Source organism: Ruegeria sp. ANG-R, assembly GCF_000813985.1.
GTDB lineage: Bacteria > Pseudomonadota > Alphaproteobacteria > Rhodobacterales > Rhodobacteraceae > Ruegeria.
The window spans coordinates 80,758-93,422 of record NZ_JWLJ01000006.1 but is presented as its reverse complement, the minus strand read 5'-3'; the positions used below and the strand labels follow the sequence as shown (position 1 = coordinate 93,422).

Here is a 12,665-nt window from a genome sequence, read left to right as displayed (position 1 = left end):
TGCTGTTTGAACAACGCGCCTTCGGGCGCGTTTTTCATTTCGACAGAAACTCGGCCAACAGATCAAAGACCAGCCGGATGCGCCGACTGGTATGCAGTTCCCGATGTGTTGTGAGCCAGATGGGAAAGGTGATCGGCTCCATCTCTGGCAGAACACGTTCTACCCCGGTCGTGGCATCCCCGACGACCTGAGACATTGGTGCGATCCCAAAGCCATGTTTTGCATATTCCCACGACACGAGCCCGTTTTGTGACCCGAGGCGGAAGTTCTCGTCAGACAGATCAATACCCATCGGTTTCAGATAGGCGATCATCTGGGCGGTATCGCCGAAACTGATAAACTCGTGCCGAGACAGATCGCCTTTGCAAGTGGGGCGCCCCGCACGGTTCAGGTATTCGGTCGTCGCGTAGAAATGCCCGGAGGCTTCCTGCACAAGCTTCGCGATGAGATCGGGTTGATCCGGGCGCACATGCCGGATCGCGATATCCGCCTCGCGCCGCATCAAATCGCGAATGTCGTTTGATGCGATTACATCAATCCGAAGGCGTGGAGCTTGCGCGCGAATATCTCGCAGCAAGTCGGGCAGGATATAAGCGGCCATCACGTCACTGGCCGTGATGCGAACCAGCCCTTCGATGGATTGCGCCTGACCGGATGCGGCCAGCGATATGCGATTGGCGGCTTCGCCCATCTCACGCGTGTGCTCCAGTAACTCGACACCGGCCTGCGTGATTTCCAGTGACCGACCGATGCGCTCGAACAGCATGACACCCAGATCAGCCTCAAGCGCCGCGATTTGACGGCTGAGTGTGGGTTGTGTTTGTCCCAATCGGCGCGCGGCTGCAGATAAAGAGCCTGTTTCGGCCGTGGCGAGAAAGGCTCGGATATGGTTCCAATCAAAATCACGAAGAGTGCTCATGCGAATATGTATAAGAGGTCTGCAGTTTTCGGCAATTCCTATTCGATCTGTGCATAGATACGTAGGGGGCAAAGGAGACCCCCTATGACGACTGCTGAAAAATTCTGGGATGGCGTGGCCGAAAAATATGCCCGTTCACCTATCAGGGATATGGCCTCGTATGAGCATACGCTCGAACGGACGGCGTCGTATCTGCAAAAAACAGATGATGTACTGGAGCTTGGCTGCGGCTCCGGGATGACAGCACTGCGCCTGTCGAGGTTCGTGCACTCAATCATCGCAACTGATGTATCTCAGGCTATGTTGGACGTCGGGCGAAAACAAGCCGTCCGGCAGGACGTATCGAATGTCACATTCCTAAGCGCCGAGGCGAATACTCCGCCAGCGGGGCCATATGACGCGGCCGTGGCTTTCAATCTGCTGCATTTGCTTGAAGACCTCGACGGGGCCCTGAAACAGATTAACTCGGTCCTTAAACCGGGCGGCCTGTTCATTTCAAAGACATTCTGCGCCCCCTTGCACGGTGCAAGCCTGCGGTTCAGGGCCATTCGTATGGCATTGCCGCTTATGCAGTTTCTGGGAAAAGCTCCATTCGTGCGCTTCCTGTCCGAGCAAGAGCTGGGCGCCGCCGTGCGTCGGGCAGGGTTTGAGTTGGTCGAGCAGGACAGCTTTCCCGCCCGCGACGCCCACCGATTTCTGGTTGCGCGCAAGATTTGACGTATGAGGCCGTTTTCGCATTTTCCGATTGGGCTTTGGCCGATTGGGTCTTAAGTAGCCTCTGAAGCAAAAGCGGAGGATGCAATGAGCCTGAAGGTATATCTCTCGGGAGAAATCCACACGGACTGGCGTGAGCAAATTATCGACGGAGCTCAGGGGCTGGATGTGACATTCAGCAGCCCGGTTACCGACCACGGCGCCTCGGACGATTGCGGTGTCGCAATACTGGGGGCGGAGCCAAACAAGTATTGGCATGATCACAAGGGTGCGATGGTCAACGCAATTCGGACCCGCAAGGGGATTTCAGACGCGGATGTCGTGGTTGTGCGCTTTGGTGACAAATACAAGCAGTGGAATGCCGCCTTTGATGCAGGTTACGCAGCCGCTTTGGGGAAATCGATCATCGTTCTGCATGGACCTGATCACCAGCACGCGCTGAAAGAGGTGGATGCAGCAGCTCTGGCCGTCGCAGAAGCGCCTGCTCAGGTTGTCGAGATCTTGCGTTACGTTCTGACAGGGGTGTTACCCGGTTAATCCGATCACCGTGGCGGCGGTTTCCGCCGCCACGAACATTTTTTTGGTTTTAGTCGCGCGAAGGGATATTCAGGCCCCTTTGCACAGCGGGTCTGTCCAGGAACCTGTCGAGATAGCCAGTCACGTTGCTGTAACCATCCCAGCCGATGACGTCTTTCACGTCATAGTACTCCAGTCCGCGTAGCCAGGGTGCGATCGCGATATCAGCGACAGAGAACTCTCCCGCAATCCAATCCTGCCCGTTCAGTTGCCTGTCCAGAACGTCCAGCAGCCGTTTTGCCTCGGATACGTAGCGTTCGCGCGGGCGAGGGTCTTCGATTTCGCGTCCTGCGAACTTGTGAAAATACCCCAATTGACCAAACATTGGCCCGATGCCGCCCATCTGGAACATGACCCATTGGGTGATCCGGTGCTTGTCCCCCTTGCTCTGCCCCAGCAGCTTGCCGCTTTTTTCGGCCAGATACAGCAGGATCGCACCGCTTTCAAATAGGGCAAGCGGTGCATTGTCCGGTCCGTTTGGGTCAATGATTGCGGGTATCTTATTGTTCGGGTTCAGCGATAGAAATTCCGGGCTTTTGACATCTGCATCCGCCAGTGTGACCCGATGTGCCTCATAGGGCAGACTGGTTTCTTCCAGCATAATTGACGCTTTGACGCCATTTGGTGTGGGGAAAGAGTACAGCTGAATCCGTTCGGGAAATTGTGGGGACCATTTGGTCATGATCGGGAATTGGGTCGTGTCCAGCATGATAGGCTCCTGTGTGCGCGTGCGTCGTGGTTAATCTGGCAATTTAAGGCGCTTTTGTAAGGTCTGTGTCTGTGCATGACCGGTCAGTCGATGTTTGCTGGGGAACAGCAGGGGGAAAACTCGGGAATCCTGCACCTAGACCTGAGCGTCAAATTAGCCCAAACTTTTCGGCAACCCCGCGCCGTAGGCGCGGGTTTGCTGTTGGTGCAAAGGAGAAGCGCGTGGAAGATGTTGTAGCACAGGTGGGCGCATTTGGTCCGCTGATCATGAGCGCGGTCAAGGCATTGATCGTTTTGGTTCTGGGCTGGATCGTGGCCGGGGCCATCGCCGGTCTGGTGCGCCGCCGGATTAATGCGACGCCGCATATAGATCCGACATTGGGGAATTTCGTTGCCAGTCTGGTCAAATGGGCCATTCTGGCAATGGTCGTAGTGGCCGTACTTGGTATCTTCGGCATCGAAGCGACCAGTATCGTCGCCATTCTGGGTGCGGCGTCGCTGGCCATCGGCCTGGCGTTGCAGGGAACGCTCAGCGATCTGGCAGCCGGTGTTATGCTGGTTGTATTCCGCCCTTACAAACTGGGTCAGTATGTCGATATCGGCGGCACGGCCGGAACGGTGAAAGATCTGAACCTGTTCACGACGGAGCTGGTGACTCCGGACAATGTTCAGATCATCGTTCCAAACGGTCAGGCCTGGGGTTCGGTAATCACCAATTATTCCGCCCATGACACCCGCCGGGTCGATTTGGTGTTTGGCATAGATTACGGGGATAGCGCGGATGAGGCGATGGGCATCATTCTGGATGTCGCCAAGGCTGACAACCGCATCATGGGTGATCCCGAACCTTGGGTACGTGTGACGAACCTTGGTGACAGCTCGGTTGATTTGACTGCGCGCCTGTGGTGCGCCGCTGCCGATTACTGGGACGTGAAATTCGAGCTCACCAAGGCCATCAAGGAAGCGTTTGACGCCAAGGGCGTATCGATTCCCTATCCGCACTCGGTGGAGATTCACAAAGAGGGCTAGGTCCTCCCGCCCGTCGATCAGGCATTGGAAATGCCCTCCTCCGGTTGGGCCCGGCGCCGCGCAGAATGCGCGGCGCCCATGTTTTTCCAGCGTTGCTGCTTAGTGCAACCGCGCCGCGCCAAAGGCGCGGCGCTTGGCCCAATGCTGTAAAGCGCTCTCGTCAGAGAGCGCTTTCAGGGGCGGGAGCCCTTACGACCTTACGATCTCGGCGGGAGAGACGACGTCGATACCCAGTGCTACGCCCACAGCATCATAGGTCAGTTGACCTGCGTGTACGTTGAGGCCGGCCAGAAGGTGCGGATCGTCCTGACACGCTTGTTTCCAGCCCTTGCTGGCCAGCGACAGCATGAACGGCATTGTGGCGTTGCCCAATGCGATCGTCGATGTACGGGCAACGGCGCCCGGCATGTTGGCGACGCAGTAGTGCATGATGCCGTCAACTTCATAGATCGGGTCGGCGTGGGTGGTCGCTTTCGAGGTCTCAAAACAGCCGCCCTGGTCGATGGCCACGTCCACCAGAACCGCGCCGGGCTTCATGGTCGAAAGCTGCTCGCGTGTGATCAGTTTCGGAGCTGCGGCACCGGGGATCAGAACCGCACCGATGACCATGTCGGCGTCCTGGATCAGTTCGGCAGTTGCGCCGGCGGTCGAGTACTGGCTTTTGAATGTGCCGCCAAACACGTCGTCCAGATAGCGCAGACGGGGTAGCGAACGGTCCAGAACAGTAACATCGGCGCCCATACCTGCCGCGATCTTCGCAGCATGTGTGCCAACGACGCCACCGCCGATGACGATCACCTTGGCGGGGCCAACACCCGGGACGCCGCCCATCAGGACACCGCGACCACCATTGGCCTTTTGCAGGGTCCAGGACCCGACCTGCGGTGCCAGACGACCGGCGACCTCGGACATCGGCGCCAGCAGAGGAAGCCCGCCGTTTGCATCTGTGACAGTCTCATAGGCAATCGCGGTGCAGCCCGAGGCCAGCAAGTCGTGGGTCTGGTCTGGATCGGGTGCCAGGTGCAGATAGGTGAACAGCAACTGGCCTTCGCGCAGCATCTTGCGCTCAACCGCCTGGGGTTCTTTGACCTTGACGATCATGTCTGCGGTGGCGAACACCTCTTCAGCAGTGTCGACGATGCGGGCTCCTGCCGCGACATAGGCGTCGTTGTCAAAGCCCGAGCCCATCCCGGCACCGGTTTCAATGATGACTTCGTGGCCACGAGCCACAGCTTCGCCAGCAGCGTTAGGGGTCATTCCGACGCGGAATTCCTGGGGTTTGATTTCCTTGGGGCAGCCGATTTTCATGTGAGACTCCATTCATAAACTGCCTAAATTATGGGCATAAATCAGCGCAATATTTGTGAAACCCCACTTGCTAATCCGGGAAACTGCGGGAAAATATTCGGAAACTAGGCTTATCGACGCAATGGATGTGCGCAAATGACGATTGATGCAACAGATCGGAAGATTCTGGCAGCCCTGCAGCGCAAAGGGCGAATGTCCAATTCGGAACTGTCCGAACAGGCGAACCTTTCCCCTTCGGCCTGCCACCGGCGGGTTCAGCGGCTAGAGGCCGAGGGCTATATCAAAGACTACGTTGCCCTTCTGGATGCGCGAAAGATGAACGTTCCGACGACTGTGTTTGTCGAGATCACCTTGCAGGGTCAGGCGGAAGAAGTGCTGGAGGCGTTTGAAAAGGCGGTCGCGCGGATACCGGATGTGCTTGAATGCCATCTAATGGCGGGAACGGCGGATTACATTCTGAAAGTCGTCGCAGAAAACACCGAAGATTTTGCCCGCATACATCGGCAATACCTATCCCGCCTGCCCGGTGTGGCGCAGATGCAAAGCTCGTTTGCCCTACGCACGGTTTTCAAAACCACCGCCCTGCCGGTTTGATGCGGGCCGGAAAGCGAGTGGCCTTGCATCGATTCCACCGCTTGTATCTGCCGCCGGACCGGGTCAAAATCCGGGGTCCCGACCTTTTGTGTGACCCCGGAAATGCGCTGACATCCGATGGTTACACAGGCCCTATACGGTCCGAACCCGATGAACGAGAAGGAGCAGACCTTGGCTTACGAAAATGACAGCACTCCCAAAGACTGGCTGGAAGCCGAACTGGAAGACACGCTGGACGAGGATTTCGAGATCGAATTCAGCGAGCCCATGCTCTCGATGGAGGTTCGCAAGATCTACAAGGACCAGCATCCCGATATGCTGGATCGCAAGGTCTATTTTCGCAATTTGCTGCGCCTGCAGGCTGAGCTGATCAAGGTTCAGGATTGGGTCGTCCATACCGGGGCCAAGGTCTGCATTCTTTTCGAGGGCCGCGATAGTGCCGGTAAGGGCGGGGTGATCAAGCGGATCACGCAACGCCTGAACCCGCGCGTTGCGCGTGTGGTGGCGCTGCCTGCGCCCAGCCGTCGGGAGCAAAGCCAGTGGTACTTTCAGCGTTACGTGCCGCATCTCCCCGCTGCAGGTGAGATCGTGCTGTTCGACCGGTCCTGGTACAACCGCGCCGGCGTCGAACGCGTGATGGGATTCGCCAACGAGGATCAGGTTGAACAGTTCTTTCAGGACGTTCCCGAATTCGAGCGGATGCTGGTGCGGTCGGGGATTATTCTTTTGAAATACTGGTTCTCGATCACCGACGAGGAACAACAGCTTCGGTTCTTGATGCGAATTCACGACCCGATGAAGCAGTGGAAACTGTCTCCGATGGATCTGGAATCCCGCATCCGGTGGGAGGCTTATACCAAGGCCAAGGAAGACATGTTCTTTCGCACCAACATATCCGAGGCGCCGTGGTACATCGTTGAAGGCAACGACAAAAAGCGCGAGCGGCTGAACTGCATCGAGCACTTGCTGACCAGAATCCCGTATGACGACGTGCCGCAGGACAAGGTCAATCTACCGGATCGGCGCTATAATCCCGAATACGAACGGCGCATTCTGCCGGATGACCTATACGTGCCAAAGATTTATTGATGTGGCAGGCATGTGGTGCGGAGGAGTAATCCCCCGCACCTGGACGGTTTGATCAAGCCCAATCAAATCCGCAGTTCATCTCGAAGACAAACATGCCGCACATGTCGTCATTCACCTCTTCGATCATGTTCTCGGTGGTCTCGATGATGTCGTCAGCCGCATCGTTGTCGAACACCAGATCGAAGTGATCGACTTCCGGAGGCGTGTCAGCACGCTGAACCGGGGACCATTCGAACTGGTCAAGGTGGGCCTGCAGCGCATTGACGAAGGCTTCGATTCCGGCAAGGAACGCCTGAACATCGAAACAATCCGCACCCGGTTCACCACTATCGACGACGACATCGGGTGTCTCCGGCTCGGGTTCTTCGACCCCTGTGACGTCGGTGCCCGGTGTTTCGGGTTCCTCCACTTCGGTCACGTCTGTGACCGGTGTTTCAGGCTCTTCAACATCTGTGACATCCGTATCCGGCGTTTCGGGTTCCGGGTCTTCCACCTCCGTCACATCGGTATCGGGTGTTTCGTCTGCCGGTTCGTCAGTTTCGGTGACGTCGGTATCCGGAGTTTCGTCTACCGGGTCTTCGGTTTCGGTGACGTCGGTACCGGGTGTTTCGTCTGCTGGTTCCTCGGTCTCGGTGACATCGGTATCCGGAGTTTCGTCTACCGGTTCGTCAGTTTCGGTGACGTCAGTATCCGGAGTTTCTTCTTCCGGCTGTTCGGTCTCGGTTACATCCGTATCCGGCACTTCGGGCTCGGTGGGATTGGTAACTTCTTCGTCCGGTTCCGTAACCTCATCAGTCGGAGGGGTGACGGGGGGTGTGGTGTTGCCGTTATCAAGATCGACTTCGCCTTGGGTCGCCGCAAAATTCTGCGTCACCATGACCGCGTCGAACCCTCGCATGTCACCCTCTTCGACCCCGATGCCGATATACTTGAAATCAGGGTTCAGGATGTTGGCGCGGTGGCCTGGGCTGTTCATCAGGTTCTGGTGCAATTGGGCGACATCATCGCTGATGCCCGGCGCGCCGCGCTCGGACTGCCAGGCGATGTTTTCGCCGGTGCGCCAGCTGCCGGACAGATCGAATCCTGCGGCCTGCATCCGTTGGGTCGCGGATGAGCCTCCGGCGCCGGTATGGCTGAACCGGTCGGTGTCCAGCATCCAGGTGCTGTGGTCCTCGGATGATTCGTTCAGGTTGGTCTCAAGTTGCAGGGGGTTAAGCCCGCGGGATGTGCGCTCTTGGTTGATCAGCGCCAGCATTTCGCGCTCGACCGTACTTGCTGTCGACATCAGTGCCTCCGTTTTTGGTTATGTCTGAGTGGACGGCCTCACTTACAGACGATCACGGAACGCTGAATAGGGTGGCGACAGGGACCGGCATTTTTCGGCGGCGGAATGCAACCGAGCGGCGATTCGCTGCGCTGTAAAATGCCGACCAAACAACATGCGCCGAGATCGGCAAGTTGCCGCGTTGGTCAGGTTGGGAATGGGCGGGAAAACCCGCTCTGAAAACGACAAACCCCCGGGCGATGCCTCGGGGGTCGTCAAATAGTGTCATCCAAAGCTGGACGAGTCGCAGGAAGCTCTTAGAGCAAACCTTCGCGCTGGGCTTTCTTGCGTGCCAGTTTACGGGCACGGCGGATCGCTTCAGCTTTCTCGCGCGCTTTTTTCTCGGACGGTTTCTCGAAATGTTGCTTCAGCTTCATTTCACGGAACACGCCTTCGCGCTGCAGCTTTTTCTTCAGGGCACGAAGCGCCTGATCGACGTTATTGTCGCGAACACTAACCTGCATGTGGTTGTCACCACCTTTCTAGATAGAGTTGCAAGGAAATTGCAGGAAGTGGCCGTATAGCAAAGCGCGCCTAACTTGTCTAGTACTGGACCCGCAGACCGGAGACCCGACATGACCGCCACCTATGAAGACACCAAAGAACAGCTACTTGATGCGATCCTGAACCATGTGCCGTTTGATGGCTGGTCGGAAACCAGCTTTCGCGCGGCGATTGCCGATTGCGAGTTGGACGCCGGGCTGGCGCGGGCGATCTGTCCGCGCGGCGCCGTCGATCTGGCGCTGGCGTTTCATGCACGTGGGGATGCCGCCATGTTGGAGCGGTTGAAATCCGAGGACCTGAGTGGGCTGAAATTCCGCGACAAGATCGCCGCCGCTATTCGGTTCCGCCTGCAAGCGGTCGCGGACAAAGAAGCGGTGCGGAGGGGCGTGACGCTGTTCTCGTTGCCGATATACGCGGCTGACGGGGCTAAGGCGGTCTGGGGCACCTGCGATCAGATTTGGACGGCGCTTGGCGATACGTCGGATGATGTAAATTGGTACACCAAACGGGCGACGCTGTCGGGGGTGTACTCCTCGACCCTGTTGTACTGGCTGGGCGACGACAGCCCGGATTATCAGGCGACATGGGAATTCCTTGATCGCCGGATCGAGGGTGTGATGCAGTTTGAAAAGCTCAAGGCGCAGGTGAACGATAACCCGCTTCTGAAACCATTTCTGGCCGTGCCCAATTGGCTTGCGGGTCACGTCAGGGCGCCGGTCAAGATACCCGACGACCTGCCCGGTTCGCTGTCATCCGGAAAATAGTCGCAGCGCTTCCACTTGCTGCTGGGCCTCTGCGTTACTGCCTGTTAGGCAGGAGGCAAAGGAGATATGCCCATGACCCAGACGATGCGTGCTGTCGAAATTACCCAGCCGGGCGGCCCGGATGTTCTGCAACTGACCGAACGCCCGATGCCTGAGCCGACAGAGGGTCAGGTGATTATCAAGGTGGCCTATGCCGGGGTGAACCGCCCGGATGCGCTGCAACGGGCAGGGGCCTATGATCCGCCTGCCGGTGCCAGCGATCTGCCCGGGCTTGAGGCTTCCGGTGAGGTCGTGGCGATCGGAACGGGCGTCGAAGGTTTGGCCGTTGGCGATCGGGTATGCGCGTTGCTGCCGGGTGGTGGCTATGCCGAGTATGTTGCCACACCCGCCGCGCATTGCTTGCCGGTGGCTGCGGGCATGGGCATGAAAGAAGCCGCGTGCCTGCCCGAAACCTTCTTTACCGTGTGGTCCAATGTCTTCACCCGCGGCGGCCTCAAAGCCGGAGAGCGGTTTTTGGTCCATGGTGGGTCCAGCGGGATCGGGACGACGGCGATTCAGCTGGCCAATGCGTTCGGCGCGCGGGTCTTTGCGACCGCGGGGTCGGCGGAGAAGTGCGAAGCCTGTGTCAAGCTGGGTGCAGAAAAGGCAATTAACTACCGCGACGAGGACTTCGTGGCCGCGATGCGGGCCGAAGGCGGGGCGAACCTGATCCTTGATATGGTCGGCGGCGATTACATCCCACGCAACGTCAAGGCGCTGGCCGAGGATGGGCGGCTGGTTCAAATCGCGTTCCTGCAAGGTCCAGTGGTCGAACTGAACTTTGCGCTGATGATGGTCAAACGCCTGACCCTGACCGGCAGTACCCTGCGACCTCAAAGCGATCTGGCCAAGGCACGTATTGCGCAGGACCTGCGCGAAGCCGTTTGGCCTCTGCTCGAGGCGGGGAAGGTCGCGCCGGTGATGGATTCCGAGTTTGAACTCGGAGATGCCGCAGCAGCCCACGCGCGGATGGAAAGCTCGGGCCATATCGGCAAGATCGTTCTAAAGGTCTCCGGTTAATCTGACGCCGTGCGGTCAGGCGACGGCCCGGCGATACAGATGCCATGTGGCGTGGCCCAGAATGGGCATGACAACGATCAATCCCAGCAACATCGGGATCGCTCCCAGTATCAACAGCGTTGCCACGATGGCGCCCCAGGTCAGAATCACGCCCGGGTTGTGGCGCAAGACCCGGACCGAGGTCACCACGGCCACCGGGACGCCGACCTTGCGATCCAGCAGCAGCGGAAAGCTGACCACACTCAGCGCCAGTGCGACCAGTGCAAAGAGGAAACCGGTCGCCGAGCCGATGATGATCATGCTCCAGCCCGCGCCGGTGGTGAATACCTCGGTCACGAATGACATGGCCGAGGCCGGAGGCTCGGGCCCGAGGGTTTGCGCATAGATGCCCTGTGCGACCATCAGCCAGACCAGCAACAGCATGACCAGATAGAACCCCAGCGCCAGAATGGCTCCGAACGAAGGTGAGCGGAATACGCCGAACGCGTCCAACCAGTGTACGTCTCCGCCCTGCTCCCGCTTGCGGCTGATCTCGTAAAGTCCGACGGCTGCGGCGGGTCCGATCAGGGCAAAGCCCATGACAAGCGGTGCCAGCAACGGCACCATGTCCTTGTTCAACCCAATTCCGAACATCAGCAGGCCCGCAATCGGATAGATCAGAACGATAAAGATCGCATCCGCGCGGGTTTCCAGAAAGTCAGTGTATCCGGCTTTCAGACATTCAATCAGATCCTGCGTCGTCAGCGTGTGCACGGTTGGCAGGGTACGGACATCGGCACTGCCGATCTCTGACACCGCCTCTGTGACATGATCGCCGGTTGCCCGCAGATTTCGGGCGACCCAGGTTATTGGGTTACCGATAGTCTTTTCCATATTCATCCCCTTTCTGGCGTGGGCGCGCCGCGGGATGCATCCGGCGTGGCAATTCGCGTGACCGGATCAGCCGGCAACGTCTGCCCATTTGCAACGTCTGCCCGCACTATAGCACATATTGCGGAATATTGCCCGATCACCGTTACGAGATCGCAAGGATTGCCCTGCCGATCAGGCATGTTAGCTTTGTCCAAAAGCTAATGGAGGCCAGAATGCAGCAAACAGCGCGTACCGTCGTTATCCACGAGAATGGCGGGCCCGAGATCCTGCGGATCGAGGATCGTCCGCTAGGTGACCCGGGACCAGGGGAAGTGCGCATTCGTCATCATGCCTGTGGATTGAACTTCATTGACGTGTATCAGCGCAGCGGTCTCTATCCGCTGGAACTGCCTCACGCGCTGGGTATGGAAGCCGCGGGCGTGGTCGAGGCCGTGGGCGAAGGTGTCACGCACCTCATTCCGGGCCAACGCGCCGCTTATGCCGCAGGACCGTCAGGTGCCTATTCCGAAGCGCGTGTGATGCCTGCGGCGCAGGTTTGCCCGCTGCCCGAGGGGATCTCGTTCCGCACGGCTGCGGCGATGATGCTCAAAGGGATGACGGTCGAATACCTGTTTCACCGCACAACGCCGTTGCGGCGGGGAGATACGGTTCTGTTTCACGCCGCCGCCGGAGGGGTCGGCCTGATCGCCTGCCAATGGGCCAAGTCCGAGGGGATCACCCTGATCGGCACCGCCGGAACGGATGAGAAATGCAGCCTTGCTCAGTTCAACGGCGCGGCGCATTGCATCAACTATCGAACCGAGGACTTCGTGCAGCGCGTGGCTGAGATCACCGGCGGCAAAGGGGTCGACGTGGTTATGGATTCCATCGGCGCGGACACGTTCGAGGGGTCGTTGAACTGCCTGAAACCGTTGGGCATGATGATTTCATTCGGCAATGCCTCAGGGCCGGTGCCACCGGTCGATCTGGGAATGCTGGCACAACGTGGGTCACTGAAAGTCACGCGACCCACGTTGTTCACCCATATCTCGGATCATGCAGTCTGTCAGGCGATGGCGCGGCGTCTCTTTGGCAAAGTGGAAGGGCGTGAGGTCAAGATTCACGTCGATCAGGAATTCCCATTGGATCAGGTGGCCGAAGCCCATAGTGCGCTCGAGGCGCGGCAGACGACTGGCAGTACAATACTGGTGCCGTGACAGGAAAG

Annotated in this window: 14 protein-coding genes; 8 read left to right on the top strand and 6 right to left on the bottom strand. The window is 58.4% G+C overall.

Annotation, left to right across the window (positions count from 1 at the left end; genetic code table 11):
* Window positions 1-34: 34 nt before the first annotated feature.
* Window positions 35-919 carry a LysR family transcriptional regulator gene (locus tag RA27_RS14900; RefSeq protein ID WP_039540641.1) on the bottom strand — a complete coding sequence of 295 codons (885 nt, stop codon included), beginning with the start codon at window positions 917-919 and terminating at the stop codon, window positions 35-37.
* Between the two features lie 84 nt (window positions 920-1,003).
* Between RA27_RS14900 and RA27_RS14895 the strand changes: the two genes are divergently transcribed.
* A complete protein-coding gene (locus RA27_RS14895) occupies window positions 1,004-1,636 on the top strand; it encodes a class I SAM-dependent methyltransferase (protein WP_039540638.1) in 633 nt (210 codons plus the stop codon).
* Between the two features lie 84 nt (window positions 1,637-1,720).
* A complete protein-coding gene (locus RA27_RS14890) occupies window positions 1,721-2,170 on the top strand; it encodes a YtoQ family protein (RefSeq protein WP_039540635.1) in 450 nt (149 codons plus the stop codon).
* Window positions 2,171-2,219: 49 nt separating this feature from the next.
* Here RA27_RS14890 and RA27_RS14885 read toward each other — a convergent pair whose 3' ends face one another.
* On the bottom strand, window positions 2,220-2,918 hold the full coding sequence (locus RA27_RS14885; RefSeq protein ID WP_039540632.1) for a glutathione S-transferase N-terminal domain-containing protein: 699 nt from the start codon (window positions 2,916-2,918) through the stop codon (window positions 2,220-2,222).
* A 221-nt stretch (window positions 2,919-3,139) separates the two neighbouring features.
* Between RA27_RS14885 and RA27_RS14880 the strand changes: the two genes are divergently transcribed.
* Window positions 3,140-3,946 carry a mechanosensitive ion channel domain-containing protein gene (locus RA27_RS14880; protein ID WP_039540630.1) on the top strand — a complete coding sequence of 269 codons (807 nt, stop codon included), beginning with the start codon at window positions 3,140-3,142 and terminating at the stop codon, window positions 3,944-3,946.
* Window positions 3,947-4,135: 189 nt separating this feature from the next.
* On the opposite strand, the gene ald is transcribed toward RA27_RS14880, so the two are convergent.
* Window positions 4,136-5,254: an alanine dehydrogenase gene (gene ald, locus RA27_RS14875; protein WP_039540627.1), complete on the bottom strand. Its 1,119-nt coding sequence runs from the start codon at window positions 5,252-5,254 to the stop codon at window positions 4,136-4,138.
* A 135-nt stretch (window positions 5,255-5,389) separates the two neighbouring features.
* Between ald and RA27_RS14870 the strand changes: the two genes are divergently transcribed.
* Together RA27_RS14870 and ppk2 are read left to right on the top strand one after the other, a co-directional pair.
* Complete coding sequence (locus RA27_RS14870; RefSeq protein ID WP_039540625.1) at window positions 5,390-5,848, top strand: Lrp/AsnC family transcriptional regulator; 459 nt, start codon at window positions 5,390-5,392, stop codon at window positions 5,846-5,848.
* A 150-nt stretch (window positions 5,849-5,998) separates the two neighbouring features.
* The gene (gene ppk2, locus RA27_RS14865) at window positions 5,999-6,937 is read left to right on the top strand and encodes a polyphosphate kinase 2 (protein WP_039540622.1); all 939 of its coding nucleotides are present in this window, start codon (window positions 5,999-6,001) and stop codon (window positions 6,935-6,937) included.
* A 52-nt stretch (window positions 6,938-6,989) separates the two neighbouring features.
* Here ppk2 and RA27_RS14860 read toward each other — a convergent pair whose 3' ends face one another.
* Both RA27_RS14860 and rpsU read right to left on the bottom strand, forming a co-directional pair.
* Window positions 6,990-8,222 (bottom strand): CAP domain-containing protein, encoded by a 1,233-nt coding sequence (locus tag RA27_RS14860; protein ID WP_039540619.1) that lies wholly within the window; start codon window positions 8,220-8,222, stop codon window positions 6,990-6,992.
* Window positions 8,223-8,518: 296 nt separating this feature from the next.
* Complete coding sequence (gene rpsU / locus RA27_RS14855; RefSeq protein ID WP_005614280.1) at window positions 8,519-8,725, bottom strand: 30S ribosomal protein S21; 207 nt, start codon at window positions 8,723-8,725, stop codon at window positions 8,519-8,521.
* Between the two features lie 111 nt (window positions 8,726-8,836).
* On the opposite strand from rpsU, the gene RA27_RS14850 reads away from it, so the two are divergent.
* The gene (locus RA27_RS14850) at window positions 8,837-9,529 is read left to right on the top strand and encodes a COQ9 family protein (protein ID WP_039540615.1); all 693 of its coding nucleotides are present in this window, start codon (window positions 8,837-8,839) and stop codon (window positions 9,527-9,529) included.
* Window positions 9,530-9,601: 72 nt separating this feature from the next.
* On the top strand, window positions 9,602-10,588 hold the full coding sequence (locus RA27_RS14845) for an NAD(P)H-quinone oxidoreductase (protein ID WP_039541257.1): 987 nt from the start codon (window positions 9,602-9,604) through the stop codon (window positions 10,586-10,588).
* 15 nt (window positions 10,589-10,603) lie between these two features.
* Here the strand turns inward: RA27_RS14845 and RA27_RS14840 are convergent, their stop codons facing one another.
* A complete protein-coding gene (locus tag RA27_RS14840; protein WP_039541255.1) occupies window positions 10,604-11,461 on the bottom strand; it encodes a DUF2189 domain-containing protein in 858 nt (285 codons plus the stop codon).
* Window positions 11,462-11,673: 212 nt separating this feature from the next.
* Between RA27_RS14840 and RA27_RS14835 the strand changes: the two genes are divergently transcribed.
* Window positions 11,674-12,657, top strand: coding sequence for a quinone oxidoreductase (locus RA27_RS14835; RefSeq protein WP_039541252.1), 984 nt, complete (start codon window positions 11,674-11,676; stop codon window positions 12,655-12,657).
* The last annotated feature ends 8 nt before the right edge of the window (window positions 12,658-12,665 follow it).